19 protein-coding genes are annotated in these 23,049 nt (G+C 59.2%); 9 read left to right on the forward strand and 10 right to left on the reverse strand.

The window, feature by feature from the left end:
- Position 1: 1 nt before the first annotated feature.
- From aroK to Q8K09_RS02040, 6 genes are read right to left on the reverse strand one after another with little or no spacing between them, the layout of a single operon-like run.
- Entirely contained in the window at positions 2-520 is a 519-nt protein-coding gene (aroK, locus tag Q8K09_RS02015) for a shikimate kinase AroK (protein ID WP_305253347.1), read from the reverse strand.
- A 5-nt stretch (positions 521-525) separates the two neighbouring features.
- Positions 526-2,547 carry an AMIN domain-containing protein gene (locus Q8K09_RS02020; protein WP_305253411.1) on the reverse strand — a complete coding sequence of 674 codons (2,022 nt, stop codon included), beginning with the start codon at positions 2,545-2,547 and terminating at the stop codon, positions 526-528.
- Between the two features lie 54 nt (positions 2,548-2,601).
- Positions 2,602-3,129 carry a type 4a pilus biogenesis lipoprotein PilP gene (gene pilP, locus Q8K09_RS02025; RefSeq protein ID WP_305253348.1) on the reverse strand — a complete coding sequence of 176 codons (528 nt, stop codon included), beginning with the start codon at positions 3,127-3,129 and terminating at the stop codon, positions 2,602-2,604.
- On the reverse strand, positions 3,126-3,749 hold the full coding sequence (gene pilO / locus Q8K09_RS02030) for a type 4a pilus biogenesis protein PilO (RefSeq protein WP_305253349.1): 624 nt from the start codon (positions 3,747-3,749) through the stop codon (positions 3,126-3,128). Before pilO ends, pilP begins: the two co-directional genes overlap by 4 nt.
- The gene (pilN, locus tag Q8K09_RS02035) at positions 3,746-4,321 is read right to left on the reverse strand and encodes a type 4a pilus biogenesis protein PilN (protein WP_305253350.1); all 576 of its coding nucleotides are present in this window, start codon (positions 4,319-4,321) and stop codon (positions 3,746-3,748) included. Before pilN ends, pilO begins: the two co-directional genes overlap by 4 nt.
- Entirely contained in the window at positions 4,321-5,385 is a 1,065-nt protein-coding gene (locus Q8K09_RS02040) for a pilus assembly protein PilM (RefSeq protein WP_305253351.1), read from the reverse strand. The genes pilN and Q8K09_RS02040 overlap by 1 nt, the downstream gene beginning before the upstream one ends.
- Positions 5,386-5,569: 184 nt before the next feature.
- On the opposite strand from Q8K09_RS02040, the gene Q8K09_RS02045 reads away from it, so the two are divergent.
- On the forward strand, positions 5,570-7,981 hold the full coding sequence (locus Q8K09_RS02045; RefSeq protein ID WP_370869470.1) for a penicillin-binding protein 1A: 2,412 nt from the start codon (positions 5,570-5,572) through the stop codon (positions 7,979-7,981).
- Between the two features lie 350 nt (positions 7,982-8,331).
- Here Q8K09_RS02045 and Q8K09_RS02050 read toward each other — a convergent pair whose 3' ends face one another.
- The 4 genes from Q8K09_RS02050 to rpmE all read right to left on the reverse strand — a co-directional run bounded on the left by Q8K09_RS02050 (position 8,332) and on the right by rpmE (position 12,183).
- On the reverse strand, positions 8,332-9,600 hold the full coding sequence (locus tag Q8K09_RS02050; protein ID WP_305253353.1) for a malic enzyme-like NAD(P)-binding protein: 1,269 nt from the start codon (positions 9,598-9,600) through the stop codon (positions 8,332-8,334).
- A gap of 104 nt (positions 9,601-9,704) precedes the next feature.
- Positions 9,705-11,144, reverse strand: a complete 1,440-nt coding sequence (locus tag Q8K09_RS02055; RefSeq protein WP_305253354.1) for a M48 family metalloprotease — start codon at positions 11,142-11,144, stop codon at positions 9,705-9,707.
- Entirely contained in the window at positions 11,141-11,941 is an 801-nt protein-coding gene (locus Q8K09_RS02060; RefSeq protein WP_305253355.1) for a thermonuclease family protein, read from the reverse strand. The genes Q8K09_RS02055 and Q8K09_RS02060 overlap by 4 nt, the downstream gene beginning before the upstream one ends.
- 26 nt (positions 11,942-11,967) lie before the next feature.
- Positions 11,968-12,183, reverse strand: coding sequence for a 50S ribosomal protein L31 (gene rpmE / locus Q8K09_RS02065; protein ID WP_172143410.1), 216 nt, complete (start codon positions 12,181-12,183; stop codon positions 11,968-11,970).
- A gap of 169 nt (positions 12,184-12,352) precedes the next feature.
- Here rpmE and Q8K09_RS02070 point away from each other — a divergent pair, with 169 nt between their 5' ends.
- The 8 genes from Q8K09_RS02070 (at position 12,353) to phaZ (ending at position 22,887) form a co-directional block, all read left to right on the forward strand.
- Positions 12,353-14,572, forward strand: a complete 2,220-nt coding sequence (locus Q8K09_RS02070; protein WP_305253356.1) for a primosomal protein N' — start codon at positions 12,353-12,355, stop codon at positions 14,570-14,572.
- A 197-nt stretch (positions 14,573-14,769) separates the two neighbouring features.
- Entirely contained in the window at positions 14,770-16,509 is a 1,740-nt protein-coding gene (gene argS, locus Q8K09_RS02075) for an arginine--tRNA ligase (protein ID WP_305253357.1), read from the forward strand.
- Positions 16,510-17,193 carry an SPOR domain-containing protein gene (locus Q8K09_RS02080; protein ID WP_305253358.1) on the forward strand — a complete coding sequence of 228 codons (684 nt, stop codon included), beginning with the start codon at positions 16,510-16,512 and terminating at the stop codon, positions 17,191-17,193.
- 182 nt (positions 17,194-17,375) lie between these two features.
- Entirely contained in the window at positions 17,376-17,909 is a 534-nt protein-coding gene (gene hslV, locus Q8K09_RS02085; RefSeq protein ID WP_025164198.1) for an ATP-dependent protease subunit HslV, read from the forward strand.
- A gap of 27 nt (positions 17,910-17,936) precedes the next feature.
- Positions 17,937-19,277, forward strand: coding sequence for an HslU--HslV peptidase ATPase subunit (gene hslU / locus Q8K09_RS02090; RefSeq protein WP_305253359.1), 1,341 nt, complete (start codon positions 17,937-17,939; stop codon positions 19,275-19,277).
- 101 nt (positions 19,278-19,378) lie between these two features.
- Positions 19,379-19,750: a DUF971 domain-containing protein gene (locus Q8K09_RS02095; RefSeq protein ID WP_305253412.1), complete on the forward strand. Its 372-nt coding sequence runs from the start codon at positions 19,379-19,381 to the stop codon at positions 19,748-19,750.
- 449 nt (positions 19,751-20,199) lie between these two features.
- A complete protein-coding gene (gene phaC / locus Q8K09_RS02100) occupies positions 20,200-21,879 on the forward strand; it encodes a class II poly(R)-hydroxyalkanoic acid synthase (protein WP_305253361.1) in 1,680 nt (559 codons plus the stop codon).
- 153 nt (positions 21,880-22,032) lie between these two features.
- The gene (phaZ, locus tag Q8K09_RS02105; protein WP_305253362.1) at positions 22,033-22,887 is read left to right on the forward strand and encodes a poly(3-hydroxyalkanoate) depolymerase; all 855 of its coding nucleotides are present in this window, start codon (positions 22,033-22,035) and stop codon (positions 22,885-22,887) included.
- The last annotated feature ends 162 nt before the right edge of the window (positions 22,888-23,049 follow it).

Here is a 23,049-nt window from a genome sequence, read left to right on the forward strand (position 1 = left end):
TTTAACGGGAAGAAAGCTCTTCGAGGCACTCCAGTATTTCTTGTACGACCAAACGCGGCGGACGCTCATCGGTCTGCACGATGACGTCGGCAATTTCGCGATACAACGGATCACGAATCGCCAGCAGTTCGGCCAACACTTTCCCCGGATCAGCAGTCTGCAGCAAGGGCCGATTTCGGTCGCGCGAAGTGCGATCAAGCTGCTGCTCGACCGAGGCGTACAGGTACACCACTCGACCACCACGACCCAGGGCGGCACGGTTGTCCGGATGCAGCACGGCACCTCCACCAGTGGCTAGCACCAGTCCGTCCATCTCGCATAGCTCAGCAATTACTGCCCGCTCGCGCTCACGAAACCCCTGCTCACCCTCAACATCGAAAATCCATGGAATATCAGCACCGCTACGCTGCTCGATCTCCTTATCGGAGTCTTTGAACAGCAACCGCAGTTCTTTGGCGAGCAAACGCCCGATGGTGCTTTTACCCGCGCCCATCGGGCCAATCAGAATGACATTGTGCATATATTTCAACGATTTACCGTTATTGCCTGATTATCCATAATCCGCGGAGTAAGAAATATTAAGAGCTCCGATTTTTCGTCCCGAACAACATCGCGTCTGAACAGACGACCCAAATAAGGAACATCTCCGAGGAAAGGAACTTTATCCACCGACCTAGACTGGGTATTAGAAAAAACTCCGCCAATAACGATAGTCTCACCATCTGCAACAAGAACTTTAGCGTTCACTTCATTCTTACTGATAGAGGGTACGCCGCCGGTCTGGGCTGCCTGCGAAAAATCAGGCGCATCCTTTGTGACTTTCACCTCAACAATAATTCGATTATCCGGAGTAATTTGCGGTGTAACCTCTAGAGAGAGCGCTGCCTCTTTAAAAGAAGTGCTTGTCGCACCGCTTGAACTTGCCTCTTGATAAGGAATCTCTGAGCCAGTAAGTATTTTTGCAGTTTCTTTATCAGACGTAACAACTTTTGGTTGAGAGACCACCTCACCATTACCCGTCGTCTCCATAGCAGATAATTCAAGATCAAGTATGGTGTTGTCGGTTATGAACCCTATGCCTATGCCTGAGCTTCCGGCAACCCCCAAGTCCACAAAATTGTCTGTCGAGAAATTACCATCCCCGCTACGCGCCCCACTCCATTGCACACCAAGTGACTTATCATAATCGACGTTTGCCTCCACAATCCGTGCCTCGATCATCACCTGACGAACAGGTATATCGAGCTGCGAGACAATCCGGCGCAATTCGTCCAACCGATTCTGCGTCTGGTAGGCAATGATACTGTTGGTTCTGTCGTCGACAGTGATCGAACCGCGCTCGTCGGCACCACCCTCGGCACTGGTGACGGACTGGAACAACTTAGCCATGTCGCTGGCCTTGGCATAGTTCACTTGAATCAGCTCACGGCGTAGTGGCGCCAGTTCTGCTATCTGCTTTTGCGACTCGAGCTCCTGGCGTTCACGCGCAGCAATCTCATCTGCCGGCGCCACCAGTAGCACATTACCTACCTTGCGCTTATCCAGCCCTTTGGTTTTCAGAACCAAGTCCAGCGCCTGATCCCAAGGTACATTCTGCAAGCGCAGGGTAATATTGCCGCGCACGGTATCGCTGGCAACCAGATTCAAATCAGTAAAATCGGCGATCAACTGCAACACCGAGCGGACATCAATGTCTTGGAAATTCAATGAAAGCTTTTCACCGCTATAAGCAAACCGTTCGCTTTTACGCGCATCCACTTCATCCTGAGTCAACGGCTTAACGCTGAGCGTAAGCTTGTTGTCGGTTTGATACGCCAAGTAATCATAGGTCCCTGTCGGCTCAATCACGATGCTCGCTTTATCCGCCGAACCGGTCGCACTGACAAACTGTACCGGCGTAGCAAAGTCCTTGACGTCCAAACGAACACGCAAGGCCTCTGGCAATTGAGTCTTGGCGAAGTCTAAGCGAATTTTGCCACCCTGCTCCTGAATATCAGGGCTTACCGACGCGTCCGACAGCGTAATTACAACATTACCCTCGCCTTGCTCACCTCGCTGAAAATCGATATTACTAATAGCCTTACCTTGTGCGGCATAGCTTTTTACTGGGGCTGCAGCAATGACAGCCGCCGGCACAGTCGCCGACGGCGCTGACGCGGAGCTGGATGCTCCTTCGCCAATTACCACATAAAGACTATTACCATCCACCCGCGTATTGTAGGGCGCCAAGTTGGTCAGGTTGATGATCAACCGAGTTCGGTCTTTAGCTTCGACTACCGTGACGCTACGTGCATTACCCACACCCAGCTCTCGATTTTTCGCACCCAGCTTGCTGGAAACACCTGGAAAATCCAGAGCAATACGCGCCGGCTGCTCGACCGTATAACCACGCGGGGCAACCACGGGTTCGTCAAACGTCAACTTCAACTCAACGCGATCGCCTGGCAATGCAGAAACATCAAGCGCCTGAAGGTCAGCGGCTAACAATGCCGGCGACAGCAGCAACGCCAATAGAGATATACCTAGGTGCGATAAAGGGCTATTCATTCTCGGGTTCCGTTGGGCAGACCGGTTATTTTCTTTCATGATTATTCCGCTCATTCAAGAGCGCTCCTTGAGAGAGAGGCTACGTGGCCGCTCGAGCCAGCCACCTTCACCATCTGGAACAATCTCAACAACATCGACTTTGGCTTCATCTATCGACAGGATGCGACCATAATTACGGCCTAAAAAATCCCCCACTTTGACACGATGAACCCCTCCCGCCCCGCTCACCAAAGCAAACACACCGCCTGCATTGGCAAGCGTGCCGACCATCTCGAAGACTTCTATGTTAAAACCCTCGAGAAACTGCTTAACCCGCGCCTCATCCGGCTTAACTTCCTGCGAACCCTTTTCACGACGCACCATGTCAATTTTGACAGGCGGCTGGAATGGACTGCGCAACGAAGAAGCTCCATAGGTGAACGCTTCATAAGGTTGGAATTTTGGTACCGGCTCAATGGCCCCTTTGGGCTTGGCGCGCACTTCATCCATGAAGGACTGAAGGTCGGAGAAATCCCCCCCCGAACCACACCCCTGCAAAAACGATAGCAATGAGATGGCTAAAACAAAACGAAGAGTCTTCATTTATCCATCCCTTTATCGTTATAACGATACGTCTTCGCCATAACACTCATTCGAATGACAGAAGCGCTCTCCGTGCTACTCGGCTTAGTTTCGAAATCATGCAACGTGACGATTCGCGGCAAACTAGCAACGCCACTGACAAAAGTCGCCAGGTCGTGATAACCACCCACCACAACCAACTGAATGGGCAGCTCTATATAAAACGGCTGCGTGACTTCAGGCAGCAACTTAATCTCTTCGAACTCAAGACCACTGCCCAGCCCGGTGCGCGTAATATCCTCCAACAGACCAGGCACCTCGGTATCACTCGGCAGCTGGCGCAGGAGGGCGCCGAAGGAAATTTCCATCTCCGCCATCTGCTCCTTGTAGGACTCCAGATTTGCGGCCTGAAAAGCCTTGCTGGAAAACTGCTGCTTGAGGGTTTGCTCCTCGCCCTGCGCGCGCTCTAAGCTGGCCTGCAAATCCTTCAAGTGAAAGTTGTAGCCCAGCGCCAACATCACTACAAAGAACAATACATAGACGACACCCTTGATAACGGGCGGCCATGAACCGATGTTATTTAGATCAAGATTGCTGAGGTCAATCTTGCGCATGTTCTCAATGGATTCAGCCAGGCTCATTTTTTATCACCTTCTGCAGGCTCAGCACCAGGCTGCGTTTGCTTAACCGTTAGCTGGAATACATTGGCCTGATCCAGCGCTCCTGCAGTGGTGGCTTTGACCTGCGTCAAGTTGGGTGACTCAAGCCAATCTGATGCATCCAGATTACGCATCAAATTCGACACCCTGTTGTTGGATTCGGCCGCGCCTACTATCGCAATATTCTTGCCGGTCATTTTGACGCTATTGAAATAAACACCGTCCGGCAGAGTCCGCACCAACTGGTCGAATACCCGGCCGATAATTGGTCTATTGCCCTGCAAGTCTTGAATAATCTTCATCCGCTCCAGCAATTGCTGGCGACGCGTTTTCAGCTCACTAATTTCTTTGATGCGCGCATCTAATACTGCAATTTCTTTGCGAATAAACTGATTGCGTGAATTTTGCTGCTCGATTGCACCATTCAGATACTGATCACCAAGGAACACTGCTCCGGCCGCAACCACCAGGACACCGACGAGCGTCACCAGAAAGCGCTGCTTGCGCTCCTCACGCAACTGCTCTCGCCATGGAAGAAGGTTAATCCGCGCCATTAATCGAAACTCCTCATTGCCAGACCACAGGCAATCATCAATGCCGGAGCATCACTAGCCAGCGCACCGGCATTGACCCTGCTACTCAGCGCCATGTCCGCGAAGGGATTGGCAACCAAGGTTTGCGTGCCGATCTTTTGCTGAATCAGGCGGTCAAGGTCAGGAATGGAAGCCGTGCCACCCGCAAGAAGAATGTAATCGACATCATTAAACTGGCCGGCAGCAAAAAAGAATTGCAGGGAGCGCGATACTTGCTGAACGACCGCCTCCTTGAACGGCTGCAGCACTTCACTGTCGTAATCGTCAGGAAGTCCGCCCTGCTTTTTCGCAAGACCGGCTTCTTCTACTGAGAGGCCATAACGCCGCTGAATTTCTTCGGTAAGTTGCTTGCCGCCAAATAACTGCTCTCGCGTGTAGATGGTCCGCCCATTGTGCAGCACGCTAAGCGTGGTCATGGTCGCGCCAATATCGACCACCGCGACCGTCAGCTCGTCATGCCCGCTGCCAAGCTGCTCTGTGAGCAAGCCGTAAGCGCGCTCAAGGGCATAGGCTTCGACATCAACCACTTTGACGACCAAGCCAGCCAAAGCTAGGGCGGCCTCGCGAACCTCTACGTTTTCCTTGCGGCAGGCAGCAAGAAGCACCTCGACCCGCTCAGGATTGCGCGGCGAAAAACCCTGCACCTCAAAGTCGATAGCCACTTCTTCAAGCGGATACGGAATGTACTGGTCGGCTTCGATCTTCAGTTGATTCTCAAGGTCATCGTCGGAAAGCCCGGCCTCCATCTCGATGGTCTTGGTGATCACCGCAGAACCCGCCACGGCGACCGCTACAGACTTCACACCGGTCTTGGCTTTGGCCAGCACGCGCGCAAGCGCCTGGCCGACCCCCTCAAGTTCGGCAATATTTTTCTCGACCACCGCGTTTGGCGGGAGCGGCTCGACAGCGTAAGCCTCTACTTTGTAGCGGCTTCCTGAGCGACTCAATTCGAGGAGCTTGACGGAGGTCGAACTGATATCGATCCCCAACAGCGTATTCGCTTTCTTATTGAAGAGCCCTAGCACGAGCGATTTCCTATTGGCATCCGCGACTTACGGACTATTTATGTTTTTTCACATTAAATAACAGTCTTGACAGAAGCGCAAATGGATACCCGGGAAAAAAAACGCTTATAATGTGATCAGTTTTCCCCTTGTAGCCTTGCCTTCCGCTTAACTCATTCTTTTATCTGGAAATCCAAAAATCTTGATGCGTTTGCTGAAGTTTATCTGCTGGTCTGGTGTCGCCACTTTTTGTGCGCTGTTACTCAGTTTGAGTGGGGCTTTTCTCTACCTCAGCCCCAGCCTGCCGTCCGTTGAATCGCTACGCAGCATACAGCTGCAAATCCCCCTCAGGGTATACAGTAGCGACGCAAAGCTGATCGCAGAATTCGGCGAGATGCGTCGTTCGCCGATTAAATTCAACGACATCCCCCCCGAGTTCATCAGCGCCCTGCTTGCAGCGGAAGACGACAACTTTGCCAATCATTATGGCGTCGACCTTACCAGCTTGATGCGAGCTGCCACGCAAATATTGAAAAGCGGTCACATCCAGACCGGCGGCAGCACGATAACCATGCAGGTGGCGAAGAATTTTTTCCTGTCCAGTGAAAGAAGCTTCTCGCGCAAGATCAATGAAATCCTCCTTGCCCTGCAGATTGAGCGTGAGTTGAGCAAGGATGAAATTCTCGAACTCTATGTCAACAAGATCTACCTAGGCCACCGCGCCTATGGCATCGAAGCTGCTGCGCAAGTCTATTACGGCAAATCGATCAATGAGCTCAGCCTCGCCCAACTGGCGATGATTGCAGGCCTGCCGAAAGCACCCTCACGCTTCAATCCGCTGACCAACCCCACTCGAGCCAAAGAGCGCCGCGACTGGATTCTCGGGCGCATGCACATGCTCGGCCGGATCGACCAGCAGAGCTATGAGACTGCCCTGGCCGAGCCTGGCGATGCCAGCCACCACGTCCCGACCCCAGAAGTCACAGCGCCCTATATAGCGGAAATGGTCCGTGCTGAGATGGTCGGCCGCTATGGCAGCGAGGCCTACACCGAAGGCTTCAACGTCACCACCACGGTGCCAAGCGACCTGCAAAACGCAGCCAACACCGCCGTTCGTGAAGGCCTGATCACCTACGACCAGCGTCATGGTTATCGCGGCCCGATACGCCGCCTGCCCGACATGGACAAACAAGCCTGGCTGAGCGAACTGACCAAACAACGGCCGCTGGGAGGCCTTGAGCCCGCCATCGTCAGCCAGATAGAACAAAGCGGCATTCTCGTGCTGCTGCGCAGCGGCACGGAAGAGGCCGTCGCCTGGGACAGCATGAAGTGGGCTCGCCCCTTCATCAATACCAATAGTCTCGGCCCCCGCCCACAGCGGCCCGGCGATGTCGCCCAGATCGGCGACCTGATTCGCGTGCAACGTCAGGAGGATGGCAGCTTACGCTTCGTTCAGTTACCGCAAGCGCAGAGCGCTCTGGTATCGCTCGACCCTAGCAATGGTGCAATCCGTGCATTGGTCGGTGGCTTTTCATTTGAACAAAGCAACTACAACCGCGCAGCACAAGCCAAGCGCCAGCCTGGCTCCAGCTTCAAACCCTTTATTTACAGCGCCGCCCTGGACCGCGGCTACACGGCCGCGAGCCTGGTGAACGATGCGCCGATAGTGTTTGTCGACGAATACCTCGACCAAGACTGGCGACCGAAAAATGACAACAACACGTTCCTTGGCCCAATACGCTTGCGCGAGGCGCTGTATAAATCACGCAACCTGGTGTCGATTCGACTGTTGCAGGCCATCGGTATCGATTACGCATTGGACTACGTCAGTCGCTTTGGCTTCGACAAACAGGACTTACCACGCAACCTGTCTATGGCGCTCGGCACTGCTAATCTGACGCCGCTAGAGGTTGCCGGGGGCTGGGCAGCGTTCGCCAACGGCGGTTATAGAACCCGGCCGTATCTGATCGAACGCATTGAAAGCCGATTCGGCGAGCCTCTGTTCATCGCCAACCCTGCAAGTACACGCGAGGCCACCGACACCCCAAACAATGCTGCTGTCGATACAGTCACTACCCCCGCGCAGGAGCTTGCAGTCGAGCCTGTTGCCGCCGAACGTATTATCGACGAGCGCACTGCCTACATAATGACCAGCATGCTGCAGGATGTAATCACTCGCGGCACCGGCCGCAGAGCGATGGCCTTGGGCCGCGACGACCTCGCAGGAAAAACCGGCACCACCAACGAGTCCAAGGACAGCTGGTTCTCTGGCTACAATGCCGACTACGTGACTACCGTCTGGGCCGGTTTCGATCAGCCCGAAAGCCTCGGCAGAAATGAGTACGGTGGCACCGTCGCGCTGCCGATCTGGATGAATTACATGGCCAGCGCACTCAAAGACAAACCCAGCCACGCGCCCGCAGAGCCCAAAGGGCTGCTGACCCTGCGCATTGACCCTTACAGTGGCCGCGCCGCCAACCCAGGCACCGCTGACGCCTACTTCGAACTGTTCAAAAGCGAAGACTCGCCGCCGCCAATGAGCGAACTGGACCCCGGCTTCCATGCTCCCGGTAGCCCACTGCCAGCTGACGAGTCGGCACCGATAGACTTGTTCTGAAGAGCCAGCACTGCTCCTGCCTATCGCAGGGCGACCCAGCACAAGGTGCATGCTGCTACGCCGTTCATCGGCGTGGAGCATGGACTGGGTTCATAGCGCGCATCTATAAATAGACCCTGCACCCATTGCCCGTTGCGAGGCGAGAAGTCGTAGGTTGGCAAAGACTGCGTAGGTTGAGCGCTGCGAAGCTCAACAGGCTGCGGCTTGTCGCGCTGCTCCTCAGCGGAACGCCGCCCAGCCCAACCTATCCGCGCGAGCCCTGCACTTATGTATAAGTGCGCACTCGCAACATCTAACGGCTAAATAGCCATAAAAAAACCCGCCGAAGCGGGTTTTTTTATGTGTGCAGCTTAGCCGTTAAACACATCATCCACTGACGTCAGCGGGTAATGCTTCGGGTAAGGCAGAGTCGCCACACCGCTTTCGATCGCGGCCTTGGCCACTGCATCGCAGACCACGGTGATCAGGCGCGGGTCCATCGGCTTGGGAATGATGTACTCACGACCGAACGAGAGCGCAATACCGCCGTAGGCATCGCAGACTTCCTGCGACACCGGCAGTTTGGCCAGATCACGCAGGGCCAGTGCAGCGGCGATCTTCATCTCTTCATTGATGCGGGTAGCGCGGACATCCAGCGCACCCCGGAAAATGAACGGGAAGCCCAGCACGTTATTGACCTGGTTCGGGTAATCCGAACGACCGGTTGCCATGATCACGTCATTGCGTGCGGCATGGGCCAGTTCCGGGGAGATTTCCGGGTCTGGGTTGGAGCAGGCGAACACGATCGGGTTGGCCGCCATGCGCTTGAGGTCTTCAGCATGAAGCAGGTTGGCACCGGACAGACCGACAAACACATCGGCACCCTCAAGGGCCTCGGACAGCGTGCGCTTGTCAGTCTCAGTGGCGAATATCGCCTTGTACTGGTTCAGGTCATCGCGGCCAGCATGGATCACACCCTTACGGTCGATCATGTAGATGTTTTCGACCTTGGCACCCATGCTCACCAGCAGCTTCATGCAGGATGTTGCAGCTGCACCAGCGCCCAGGCAGACGATCTTCGCCTGTTCAAGGGTCTTGCCGGCGATTTCCAGGGCATTGAGCATACCGGCGGCGGTAACGATGGCGGTACCGTGCTGGTCATCGTGAAAAACTGGAATGTCGCACTGTTCGATCAGTGCGCGCTCGATCTCGAAGCACTCGGGTGCCTTGATGTCTTCCAGGTTGATGCCGCCAAAGGTGATCGAAATGCGCTTGACGGTGTCGATGAACGCTTGCGGGCTTTCGGCGTCGACTTCGATGTCGAATACATCGATACCGGCGAAGCGCTTGAACAGCACGCCCTTGCCTTCCATAACCGGCTTGGAAGCCAATGGACCGAGGTTGCCCAGGCCGAGAATCGCGGTGCCGTCGGAAATGACCGCAACCAGATTGCCTTTACCGGTATACCGGTAAGCCAATTCGGGATCACGGGCGATTTCACGCACAGGCTCGGCAACACCCGGGCTGTAGGCCAGGGCAAGGTCACGGGCAGTGGCAGTGGGCTTGGTCAGCTCGACACTCAGCTTACCCGGACGGGGTTTGGCGTGGTATTCGAGAGCGGCAGTTTTCAGATCAGACATAGGGGCATTTCCGCTTTTTTTGGCTGTTGAACAGGCAGGCGGCCGAGGATACGCAAGTTGTATACATCTGCACAAGACTGTTGAGCCTTACCCGCACGCCCCGACTAACGCACAACCTTGAGCCAACTGCCGGGGGGCGGCTCACCTGTGGGATAAAAATTATTGAGCAGGCGCAGGGTCGCCTGGGCATCGCCTGGCAACGTGCTCTGCCTGGCCAGTGCCGCCATATTCTGCCCGCTTCGCGCCTTGACCAGATGCAGCCGCAGAGGCTCTGCCAAGCGCCGCTCAGCAGCGGTAAGCGAACGTACGCTCTTGATTATCTTGATAAATTCCTCATCGTGAGGCTCTAGCGCGGTCTGCCCACGCACGGCCGCAACAAACAGGTAGGCCCGCTGCCCGTGCAGCAGCACCGCAACGCGCTTGGCAGCAGGACCAGCAATGATGGCGCTGTAGCCTGATAAGCCGGCCTGGCGCCATTCGCGCTCTGCAGTCAATTGCTGCCCGCCGACACGCTGGCGCAGCAGCTGAGCAGCAGAGAGACGCTGCGGATTGCCTTCTTGGGTCATGGCGATAAAGGCCTGCTGATCGGCACTCTGCCCGATCAGCACATCTGGCCGATTGATCATGCTCCAGCCTTGCGGGAACGCCAGGGTAAAGTCTAGCTCGGCATGGTAGAAATGCTGCCCGCGGCGCACCCCGCTGGCTGCGGAATCACCAAATGGCAACCCGTTCAGATGCTTGAGAAAGGCATCGCGATTGACCTCTTGCTGGCCAGTTGCAAGTGCCCGCGCCGGTCCCAGAACCTGCTGCAGACGCCGATCATTATCCGGATGGGTATCGAATACGCCGTGATAGCCGCCAGCCGCCTGCGCCTGCCCACGCTTGGCCGCCTGATCGCGGGCGAAGTCTTCCTGGCCCTTCAACACGTTGACCACTTCGATCATCGCCTGCGGGTCATAGCCACTGCGCGCAAGGTACTGGGCACCCAGGCCATCGGCCTCCAACTCCATATCGCGACCGTAGCCACGCACGAAGGCGCTACCGAGGACGTTGGTCAGGTCGGCCGCCGCACCGACGCCGGTGCCAATCGCCACCGCCTGACCGAGAATCCCCCAGGCACTCGACTGGCTTTGCTGCTGCACGCCATGCCGCGCGGTGACGTGCCCGACCTCGTGACCCAGAACTGCGGCCAACTCGGCCTCCGAGTTGAGATAGGCCAGGAGCCCGCGATGGATATAGATATAACCGCCCGGCAGGGCAAAGGCGTTGATATCCGGACTGTCCACCACGGTGAATTGATAGTTGAGCTGACTGCGATGACTGTGCCTGGCCACTCGCTCGCCGACCTGCTGGACATAAGCCTGTAGTTTTTCGTCGGCATAACGCGGGTATTGCTTGAGAATTTCCTGGCTGTAGCGCTGACCGAGCGCCAGTTCCTGCTGCTCGCTCATCATCACGAAATTGTTGCGCCCGGTGGCGGGGTTGACCGCGCAACCAGCCAGTTGAACGAGCAGCACCCCTAAGACCCAATGACGCAGGTTCATGGCAGCACCCCCAGCATCGCTTTATGGGTCACAGACAGCATCCAGCGCGCCTGCCCTGGCTTGCCTCCAGTACGCCTGGAACGATCAATTATCCAGCCACGGGCTTCGACTTGGCGACCGGCCAAACCCTGCAACTGCCGGAGATCAAAGCCATCCAGCGCCTGTGGTGGCACATGCACAACCAGCGAATCACCCAGCTCCAGCCAAACCCCGCCGCGATTGCGCTCGACCCGCTCGACCCGCCCCTCGACCAAGGCGAAACCGCCGCGCTGCAGCTGCGCAGGCGTCTGTACCGGCGAGCGCCGCCAGAGACCGGCCCGCGACTGCCGCGCTAGCCGTTCGGCCGCCTGCTGGCACTCGACCAGCGCCACATTGGGCGCAATCGCCACCAAATAGCCCAACCCTTCGGCCAGCAACTGCGCCTCAAGATTACGCCCCTTGCGGTCGTAGGCATGCGCCAGGGTGCGCCCGTAGCGATCTTTCGGCTCACGGCCAAGCCGCAAAGCAACATACCCGTCATTGGCCGCCACCAACTCGCTCAAGCGACGACGCGCGACCTCGGCAAAAGGCTCGGCACTGTGTCCCTTGCGCGCAAGTTCGGGCGTGTTCAGGCCGATCAAGCGCACGCTGCGCCCATCCTGCAGACGCAAGGTGTCCCCATCGACGACCCGCTGTACTTTGACGCTGGGTAATTTGCCGGGCGCCGGACAAAACGCTTGAACAGACGTCAGGTAAAACACCGACATAAAAAAGGCGCCCACAAGGGACGCCTTTTTCAGTAGCGAGGAACCACCCATCAGGGCACCCGTCGCTGCGCGCAAACTTACTGCTTGGCGCCGAACATGCCGAAACGCTGCTTGAAGCGATCAACACGGCCGCCGGTATCCAGCATTTTCTGCTTGCCGGTGTAGAACGGGTGGCATTCGTTGCACACGTCCAGGCTCATCGGCTTGCCCAGGGTGGAGCGAGTTTCGATCACGTTACCGCAGCTGCAGGTAGCAGTGAGGCCTACGTAGTTCGGATGGATATCGGCTTTCATGGTGTATTCCTCGGGGCTGACATGCCGCCACCCGACATTATTGTCGAGTACCGCACTGAATTAGGCCGGGGATGATACCAGAGCGCCGCCACGACGCAAGCCACCGCTGACGCCGGCTGTCGCGAGGCCGCGTGCTAAGATCGCATCCGTCTACCCTGGAGCCCACCGCGTGCCCGACGCCATTCTGCGCATTGCCCTGCCTTCGCCGCTGCGCCGCCTGTTCGACTACCGCGCACCGCCCGGTGTCCCGCGCAGCGCCTTGCAGCCGGGCGCACGACTGCGTGTACCCTTTGGCCGGCGTGAGCTGATCGGTATTTTGATCGAGGTGACGGATCACAGCGAGGTCCCCGCAGACAAGCTCAAACCCGCCCTGCAACTGCTCGACGCCCAATCGCCGCTGCCGCCTGCGCTGTTCAAGTTGTGCCTGTGGACGGCGCAGTATTACCAGCACAGCCTAGGCGACACCCTCAGCTGGGCCCTGCCGGCACTGCTACGCCAGGGCGAACCGGCAGAGGCGCGCCAAGAGCGCTTCTGGCACATAGCCGAAGGCGCCAAACTGGATGACCCGCGCCTGAGCCGCGCACCCCGCCAACGCGATGCCCTGCAGACCATCGCCCAACACCCCCACGGCGTCGCTCATCAGTTGCTTGCTCAGTTGCAAATAAACAAGGAAAGCCTCGGCCTGCTGCGCGAGAAAGGCCTGGTCCACGTCGAGATACGCCGGCACATCATCAGCGAGCGCCACCTCAACTGGCTGGCGGAACCGGAGCTGCCCCTGAACCCGGAGCAACGCGCTGCAGCCGAAGCCATCCGCGCAGGCGCAGGGCGTTTCAATGCCTTTCTGCTCGCGGGGGTAACCGGCAGTGGCAAGACCGAGGTCTACCTGCAGCTGATCCGCGAGACCCTGGAAGCCGGCAAGCAAGCGCTGGTACTGATCCCGGAGATTAACCTCGGCCCGCAGACCCTGGCGCGCTTCGAGCGACGCTTCAACGCGCGGATCGCCCTGCTCCATTCCGGAGTCAACGACCGCGAGCGCCTGGACGCCTGGCTCGCCGCCCGCGATGGCGAGGCCGACATCATCATCGGCACTCGCTCCGCGCTGTTCACGCCGATGCAGCGCCCCGGCCTGATCATCATCGATGAAGAACATGACGCATCCTATAAACAGCAAGAAGGCCTGCGCTATCACGCACGCGACCTGGCCGTGGTGCGCGCGCACCAGGAAAGCATCCCGATTGTGCTCGGCTCGGCCACGCCATCGCTGGAAAGCCTGCACAACGCCCACAGCGGCCGCTACGCCTTGCTGCACCTGCGCGAACGGGCCGGCGGTGCCAAACAGCCGCGCTTTCTGCGCCTGGATGTAAAGAGCCGGCCACTCGACTCGGGCATTTCCGCGCCCATGCAGCAAGCCATCGCCAAGACACTGACGGCTGGCCAGCAGGTGCTGGTGTTTCTCAACCGTCGCGGTTTTGCCCCGACCCTGCTCTGCCACGACTGCGGCTGGCTGTCGGAGTGTCCGCGCTGCGACGCACGGATGACCGTGCACCAGCGCTCCGGCGAGTTGCGCTGCCACCACTGTGGCCACGTCGAACGCCAGCCGAGCAACTGCCCGAAATGCAACAACGTCGACCTGCGCCCAGTCGGGGCCGGCACCGAGCGCGCGGAAGAACGGCTGGAAATTCTCTTTCCCGACGTACCAGTATTGCGCGTGGACCGCGACAGCACCTCACGCAAAGAGGCCATGACCACCCTCTTCAATACCGTGCAACGCGGCGAGCCGTGCATCCTGGTCGGCACCCAGATGCTCGCCAAGGGCCACCACTTCCCGCGCGTCACCCTGGTGGCCATTCTCGATGCCGACGGCGGGTTGTTCTCCGCCGATTTTCGCGCCAGCGAGCGCATGGCCCAGCTGATCGTACAGGTTGCCGGCCGCGCCGGCCGTGCCGAGGAGCCAGGCAAAGTGATCATTCAGAGTCACCTGGCCGACCATCCTTTATTGGTGCAACTGACCGAACAGGGCTATTTCGCCTTCGCCGAACAAGCCCTGAGCGAGCGCCGCAGTGCCGGGCTGCCGCCATTCTGCCACCTCGCATTGCTGCGCGCAGAGGCGCACAAGCCGGGGCAGGCCGAAGGCTTTCTTGATGAGGCCTGCAGCGAAGCCGAATTGTTATTGAACGAACTCAAGCTAAGCGGCATCGAACTGCTTGGCCCGGTACCCGCGCCGATGGAACGTCGTGCCGGCCGCTACCGCGCGCAACTCCTGGTGCAAGCCAACGCCCGTGCGCCGCTGCATCACCTGCTCAGCACCTGGATGCTCGCGCTGGAGCGAATGCCCAGCGGGCGCGCGGTACGCTGGTCGCTGGATGTCGACCCGATAGACTTATTCTGAAGTAGGGTGCGCGGGGCCGCCTAGGCCGTGCGCACCATTGGCACACCGGCAGGTGGTGCGCACGGCGCCCCTACACAGCTTTATACCTGCTGCTTATGACGTGCCGCTTGAAGCGGTGCCCTTTGGGCGCCGATAATGGCCAATTTTCCACCAGCGCCTTCGCGCGCCGCCGCTGACAACGGCCGACCGAGCAGACCATGAAAGACAGCATTCGCCACCTGATCCAGCAAGCCCTGAACCGCCTCACCGCCGAAGACGTGCTGCCCGAGGGCCTGAGCCCGACGATCCAGGTGGAGAACACCAAGGACAAGAGCCACGGCGACTTCGCCAGCAACATCGCCATGATGCTGGCCAAGCCGGCCGGCATGAAGCCGCGCGACCTGGCCGAGAAGCTGATCGCCGCCTTGCCAGCCAATGCCGACATCAGCAAGGTCGAGATCGCCGGGCCGGGCTTCCTCAATTTCTACCAGAACACCCAGGCCCTGGCCGTGCGCCTGGATGCCCTGCTGGCCGACGCCAAGCTCGGCGTGCACAAGGCTGGCAACCCACAGACGGTGGTGGTCGACCTGTCCTCGCCGAACCTGGCCAAGGAAATGCACGTCGGCCACTTGCGCTCCACCATCATTGGCGATGCCGTAGCACGAGTGCTGGAGTTTCTCGGCGACCAGGTGATCCGGCAGAACCACGTCGGCGACTGGGGCACCCAGTTCGGCATGCTGCTGGCCTTTATGGAAGCCAATCCGGCCGCTGCCGAAAGTGAACTGGCCGACCTGGAAGGCTTCTACCGCGCAGCGAAAAAGTGCTTCGACGACTCTGCCGAGTTTGCCGAGCGCGCGCGCGAACTGGTGGTGCAACTGCAAGCCGGTGAAACTGAGTGCATGCGCCTGTGGCACCGCTTCAATGAGATTTCCCTGTCGCACTGCCAAAAGGCCTACGACCGCTTGGGCGTCAAACTGAGCCCAGCCGACGTCAAGGGCGAGAGCGCCTACAACGCCGAGCTGCCGGGCATCATCGACGCCCTGCGGGCCACGGGCCTGCTCAGCGAGAGCGACGGCGCCCAGTGCGTGTTCATGGACACGTTCAAGAACGCCGAAGGTAACCCGTTGCCGGTGATCGTGCAGAAGGCCGGCGGCGGTTACCTGTACGCGACCACCGACCTGGCCGCCATGCGTTACCGCAGCCAGGTACTGAAAGCCGATCGCGCCCTGTATTTCGTCGATCAGCGCCAGGCCCTGCACTTCCAGATGACCTTCGAAGTGGCGCGCCGCGCTGGCTTCGTGCATGACGGCATGCAACTCGAACACATGGGCTTCGGCACCATGAACGGCGCCGACGGCCGCCCGTTCAAGACACGCGACGGCGGCACGGTCAAGCTGATCGACCTGCTCGATGAAGCCGAAGAGCGCGCCTACAGCCTGGTCAAAGGCAAGAACCCGGAACTGGATGAAAGCGAGCTGCGCAACATCGCTCACGCGGTCGGTATTGGCGCGGTTAAATACGCCGATCTGTCCAAGCATCGCACCAGCGATTACCGCTTTAACTTCGAACAAATGCTCAGCTTCGAGGGCAACACCGCGCCCTATCTGCTGTACGCCTACACCCGGGTGGCCAGCGTGTTCCGCAAGCTGGGCAAGGGCTTCGAGGCAATTGAAGGCAGCCTCAACCTGCAGGCGGCCCATGAAATCGAACTGGCCGGCAAACTCGCACAGTTCAACGAAGTGCTGGGCAGCGTGGCCGACAAGGGCGAACCGCACCTGCTCTGCGCCTACCTGTACGACGTAGCAGGATTGTTCTCCAGTTTCTACGAGCATTGCCCTATCCTCGCCGCCGAGGACCAGGCAACCCAGCAGAGCCGTTTGCGCCTGGCTGCTTTAACCGGCCGCACACTCAAGCAGGGCCTGGAACTGCTTGGCCTGGAAACCCTGGAGCGCATGTAAGTGGCAGCAGCACGCAAGAAGCCCCCAGCCAAACGCGGCGCCAGCCGCTACAAGGCACCGGCGAAGAAACCCGTGCCCGGCTGGATCTGGCTGGCCTGCGGCCTGGTGGTTGGGGTGTTCGTCATGCTACTGATGAACCTGCAGCCGGGCAGCGACGCAGTCAAACGTAACAAGGCCGAGACCGCCAGCAGCCAGGTAAAGCCGAAACCTGAAACGCAAGAGCCAGCCAAGCCCAAGTACGACTTCTATACCCTACTGCCCGAGTCAGAAGTCATCGTGCCGCCGGATGCCCTGCCGCCCCCCGCCCCCGAGCAACAACCGGTGACGCCTGCAGAAGCGGAAAAGATCGACGCCGCCCGCGCCCTGGCCGCACTCAACGGCGAAACGCCACCGCCCGCACCGCCTGTAGCCAAGCCCGAACCTGCTGCCCAGGCGCCACTCAGCACCCAGTTTTTCCTCCAGGCCGGCTCGTTCCGGCGCAAGGATGACGCGGAAAGCGTCCGTGCGCAGATCATCCTGCTCGGCCAGAATGTGCGCGTGGAGTCCGGCACGGTGCGCGAAGAAACCTGGTACCGCGTACTGGTCGGCCCCTTCGCCAACCGCGAGCAACTCGCGGTATCGCAAAAAGCCCTGTCGGCCAACGGCTTCAGCAATTTGCTTCTGCAGCAACGGCAGAACCGCTAACACTCGCCCCGACCGGCTCCATTGGGGCCGGCCGATGGTTCTGGCGCTGTCGGCAACCTGCTGTTACAGGCGCGACCACACCGTTTAGTCGAGAATCATCGGCTGTTGGTTGAAAAGTGCTGCACGCCCCCCCATTTGAAACTGCATCGGGCATTTTCGCCCCGCGGCATGGAGACTCCCCTTTGACCACCATCGTTTCAGTGCGCCGCCACGGCAAAGTCGTCATGGGCGGCGACGGCCAGGTTTCCCTCGGTAATACCGTGATGAAAGGCAACGCGAAAAAAGTTCGCCGCCTCTACCACGGCCAGGTATTGGCCGGTTTTGCCGGTGCCACTGCAGATGCCTTCACCCTGTTCGAGCGCTTCGAAGGCAAGCTGGAAAAACACCAGGGCCACCTGGTACGCGCCGCCGTCGAGCTGGCCAAAGACTGGCGCACCGACCGCTCGCTAAGCCGCCTGGAAGCCATGCTCGCGGTTGCCAACAAAGACGCCTCACTGATTATTACCGGCAATGGCGACGTAGTGGAGCCGGAACACGGCTTGATCGCCATGGGTTCCGGCGGTGGTTTCGCCCAGGCGGCGGCCCTGGCCTTGCTGCAAAACACCGAGCAAATGTCGGCCCACGAAATTGCGGAAAAAGCGCTGAACATTGCCGCGTCCATCTGCGTCTTTACCAATCAGAACCTGACTATCGAGGAACTGGATTCGGCCATCTGAGCCGATTTCCGTTCGGAGCCGCCTGCTATGTCCATGACGCCCCGCGAGATCGTTCACGAACTCAACCGCCACATCATCGGCCAGGACGACGCCAAGCGTGCCGTGGCCATCGCCCTGCGCAATCGCTGGCGACGCATGCAGCTCCCCCTGGAGTTGCGTGCCGAAGTGACGCCAAAGAACATCCTGATGATCGGCCCGACCGGTGTCGGCAAGACCGAAATCGCCCGGCGCCTGGCCAAACTGGCGGGCGCGCCCTTCATCAAGGTCGAAGCGACCAAGTTCACCGAAGTCGGCTACGTTGGCCGCGACGTTGAGTCGATCATTCGCGACCTGGCCGATGCCGCAGTGAAAATGCTCCGCGAGCAGGAAATCGTCAAAGTCCGCCACCGCGCCGAGGACGCCGCCGAAGAGCGCATCCTCGATGCCCTGCTACCCCCTGCGCGTGCCGGCTTCAATGAAGACCCCACGCCAAGCAGCGACTCCAATACCCGCCAGCTGTTCCGCAAGCGCCTGCGCGAAGGCCAGCTAGATGACAAGGACATCGACATCGAGGTGGCTGACAGTCCGGCAGGCATCGAGATCATGACCCCGCCAGGCATGGAAGAGATGACCAACCAGCTGCAGAGCCTGTTCTCCAGCATGGGCAAGGGCAAGAAGAAGAGCCGCACCCTCAAGGTCAAGGAAGCACTGAAGCTGGTGCGCGACGAAGAAGCCGCACGCCTGGTCAACGAGGAGGAGCTGAAAGCCCGCGCCCTGGAAGCCGTGGAACAGAATGGTATCGTCTTCATCGACGAGATCGACAAAGTCGCCAAGCGCGGCAACGTTGGTGGCGCCGATGTTTCTCGCGAAGGCGTGCAACGCGACCTGCTGCCATTGATCGAAGGCTGCACGGTCAACACCAAACTGGGCATGGTCAAGACCGACCACATCCTGTTTATCGCCTCCGGCGCTTTCCACCTGAGCAAGCCCAGCGACCTGGTGCCGGAACTGCAGGGGCGCCTGCCGATCCGCGTCGAACTCAAGGCACTGTCGCCGGAAGATTTCGAGCGCATCCTCACCGAACCGCACGCCTCGCTGACCGAACAGTACATTGCCCTGCTCAACACCGAGGGCTTGAAAATCGAGTTCGCCGCCGACGGCATCAAGCGGATCGCCGAGATCGCCTGGCAGGTCAACGAGAAGACCGAGAACATCGGTGCACGCCGCTTGCACACCCTGCTTGAGCGGTTGCTTGAGGAGGTGTCGTTCAGCGCCGGCGACCTGGCGGCCCAGCACGACGAGAAGCCGATCCATATTGATGCCGACTACGTCAACGACCACCTCGGCGAACTGGCTGAGGACGAAGACCTGTCGCGCTATATTCTTTAACCCAACAGCCAACCTGCAGGCGCCAGCGTGCGCTGGTCCGGCACCCCAACGGGATGCTCGATCGCCAGCAAGCTGGCGCCTACAACAGCGGGGCATCAATGATGAACATTCCCAGCGCCGTCAAACTGCACAAAGCATCGCGAACCCTGGAGCTGCAGTACGGCAGCGCCAGCTACACCCTGCCGGCAGAATTCCTGCGCGTGCACTCGCCTTCGGCCGAGGTACAAGGCCACGGCAAACCAATCCTGCAAGTCGGCAAGCTGCATGCCGCCCTGAGCGGCGTTGAGCCGGCAGGTAATTACGCCCTGAAACTCTGCTTCGACGATGGCCACGACAGCGGCCTGTTCAGCTGGGACTACCTCTACAAACTGGCAACCCATCAGGACAGCCTGTGGGCCGACTACCTGGCCGCGCTAGCGGCTGCCGGACAATCTCGCGACCCAAATGAGTTCGTGGTCAAGCTGATGCTCTAGCAACCTGCCTGAAGCATTCGCAGGTTGTGAAAATATTTCGCGGCGCATTGACCACCTCCAGACACCTGCACTCGCCGGGCACTTTTTCACACGTTCTCGGCGCGGCCCAGCCAAACAGCCGAGCTAGAGCCTCTGCGCCCCGCACCAACCACCTGCAATGCCCCCTGGCGAGCGCGCAAGCGCGGCGGCCTGAGGTTAGAGCGCACTTTCTAATCTATCGCGGCATACTCTTCGCGCATTTGGCTTGCATCGCAGCCAGCTTGCGCAAATCAAAAAACTCGGGTAACCAAGGAACTGGCAGGTACTCTGCACTTGCTGACTGGGCAACTGCTTAAACAGATGCGGAGCTAATCCGCCCCCGTAACCCGAGCAATACCAGGCTCCTATTTACTGTGTCGCCACGCACAGCAGCATGCCGGTATTCGCCGCAGGACAATGGAGCGTCGTAGATGACCGAAAAAAATAATGATGTCCTGAAGAAGCAAGCCTCGGAAAACACCCTCGGCTTGAACCCGATCATCGGCATCCAAAGTAAAGATCTACTGACCTCGGCACGCACAGTGTTCACCCAAGCCATTCGACAACCGCTGCACAGCGCCAAGCATGTCGCGCATTTTGGTGTGGAACTGAAGAACGTTCTGTTTGGCAAGTCCGACCTGCAGCCCGAGAGTAACGACCGTCGCTTCGTCGACCCGGCCTGGAGCCAAAATCCGCTGTACAAGCGCTACCTGCAAACCTACCTGGCCTGGCGCAAGGAACTGCATGACTGGGTCGAGCACAGCAACATGTCGGAGCAGGACGCCAACCGCGGCCACTTCCTGGTCAACCTGATGACCGATGCCATGGCGCCAAGCAACAGCATGGCCAACCCAGCGGCGGTCAAGCGCTTCTTTGAAACCGGCGGCAAGAGCATGCTCGACGGTCTTTCGCACCTGGCCAAGGACATTGTCAATAACGGCGGCATGCCCAGCCAGGTCGACATGAACGCCTTCGAGGTCGGCAAGAGCCTGGCCACGACCGAGGGCGCGGTGGTGTTCCGTAATAGTGTGCTGGAACTGATCCACTATCGACCGATAACAGAACAGGTGCATGAGCGGCCGATACTGGTCGTGCCACCACAGATCAACAAATTCTATGTATTCGATCTGTCACCGGAAAAGAGCCTGGCACGCTTTCTATTGCGTAGCGGCATACAAACCTTCGTCGTCAGTTGGCGCAATCCGACCAAAGCGCAACGCGAGTGGGGCCTGTCGAGCTATATCGAAGCGCTCAAAGAAGCCATCGACGCCGTCATCGCAATTACCGGCAGCCAGGACATCAATATGCTCGGCGCCTGCTCGGGCGGGCTGACCACCGCGTCGCTGCTCGGCCACTATGCGGCGCTGGGTGAAAACAAGGTACACGCCCTGACCCTGCTGGTCAGCGTGCTGGACAACAAGCTGGACACCACTGTCGCCCTGTTTGCCGATGACAAGACCCTGGAGATGGCCAAACGACGCTCCTACCAGGCCGGCGTCATCGAAGGCAGCGACATGGCCAAGGTGTTCGCCTGGATGCGCCCCAACGACCTGATCTGGAACTACTGGGTCAACAACTACCTGCTCGGCAACGAGCCGCCGGTTTTCGACATTCTCTACTGGAACAACGACACCACACGCCTGCCCGCCGCACTGCATGGCGAGTTCATCGACATGTTCAAGACCAACCCGCTGATTCGCCCCGGCGCCCTGGAAGTCTGCGGCACGCCGATCAACCTCAAGCAGGTCACCTGCGACGTTTTCTGTCTCGCCGGGACCACCGATCACATCACACCCTGGGAGGCGTGCTACAAGTCAGCCCGCTTGTTCGGCGGCAAATGTGAGTTCGTGCTGTCCAGCAGCGGGCACATCCAGAGCATCCTCAACCCGCCGGGCAATCCCAAGTCGCGCTACATGACCAACACGGAACTGCCGTTCGAACCGAAAGACTGGCAGGAAAGCGCGACCAAGCACACCGACTCCTGGTGGTTGCATTGGCAGAAGTGGCTAAGCGAGCGCTCCGGCGCAAGCAAAAAAGCACCCACCAAGCTGGGCAACAAACAGTTCTCGCCAGGCGAGGCAGCACCAGGTACCTACGTGCACGAACGCTGATCGACTGCGCACTGCGCACTACTGCCCGCGGCACCTGGAAGTGCCGCTCGCCCAACCGGCCCTCCAGCCGCGCCGGCGGCCAGGTTAGCCCTGGCAGTTCTGGGAGTGACCTGGAAGGTCTCATCCAGTGTTTTAATTCATAGGGCCGCGCGCATGTCGTTACCATTTGTTTTTCGCACGATCGAACTGGATGGCCAAACCATCCGTACCGCCGTTCGCCCCGGTAGCGGAAAAATGGCGCCGCTACTGATCTTCAACGGCATCGGCGCCAACCTGGAGCTGGTCATGCCCTTCGTTCGGGCACTCGACAGCGACCTTGAAGTGATCGCCTTCGACGTGCCCGGCGTGGGTGGTTCATCGACCCCCAGCACCCCCTTCCGCTTCCCCGGCCTGGCCAAACTCGCAGCGCGCATGCTGGATTACCTGGACTACGGCCAGGTCAATGTAATCGGCGTGTCCTGGGGCGGCGCCCTGGCACAACAGTTCGCCCATGATTATCCGGAGCGCTGCAAAAAACTGGTGCTGGCCGCCACATCGGCCGGGGCAGTGATGGTGCCGGGCAAGCCCAAGGTACTCTGGCGCATGGCCAGTCCACGGCGCTATGTGCAGCCATCCTACGGCGTACAAATCGCCCCGGACATCTACGGCGGCGCCTTTCGCCGCGACCCCAAGCTGGCCCTGGCGCATGCCAGCAAGGTGCGCTCGGGCGGCAAGATGGGCTACTACTGGCAGTTATTCGCCGGCCTTGGCTGGACCAGCATTCACTGGCTGCACAAAATACGTCAGCCGACCCTGGTGCTGGCCGGTGACGATGATCCGCTGATCCCGCTGATCAACATGCGCCTGCTCGCCTGGCGCATCCCGAACGCCGAACTGCACGTAATCGACGATGGCCACCTGTTCCTGGTGACTCGCGCCGAGGCCGTGGCGCCGATCATCATGAAATTCCTCGCTGAAGAGCGCCAACGCGCCGTAATGCACCCGCAGCCTGCCGTTGCTCGCCAGTAATGAGGGGCGATGCAAGCACTCACGCGCAGCCAGCCGCGCTCAACAGAGTGGCAATTTCTCGGCCGGCTGGGCCGCGAGCGCTGCCACAACGCCCTATCTCGGTGCACGAATAATGGCGCCGGCGCTTATCACTGCACCCACCTTCTGGCCTGCTGATTGGCT

It is taken from the genome of Pseudomonas sp. (assembly GCF_030683065.1).
In the GTDB taxonomy this organism is placed as follows: domain Bacteria; phylum Pseudomonadota; class Gammaproteobacteria; order Pseudomonadales; family Pseudomonadaceae; genus Aquipseudomonas.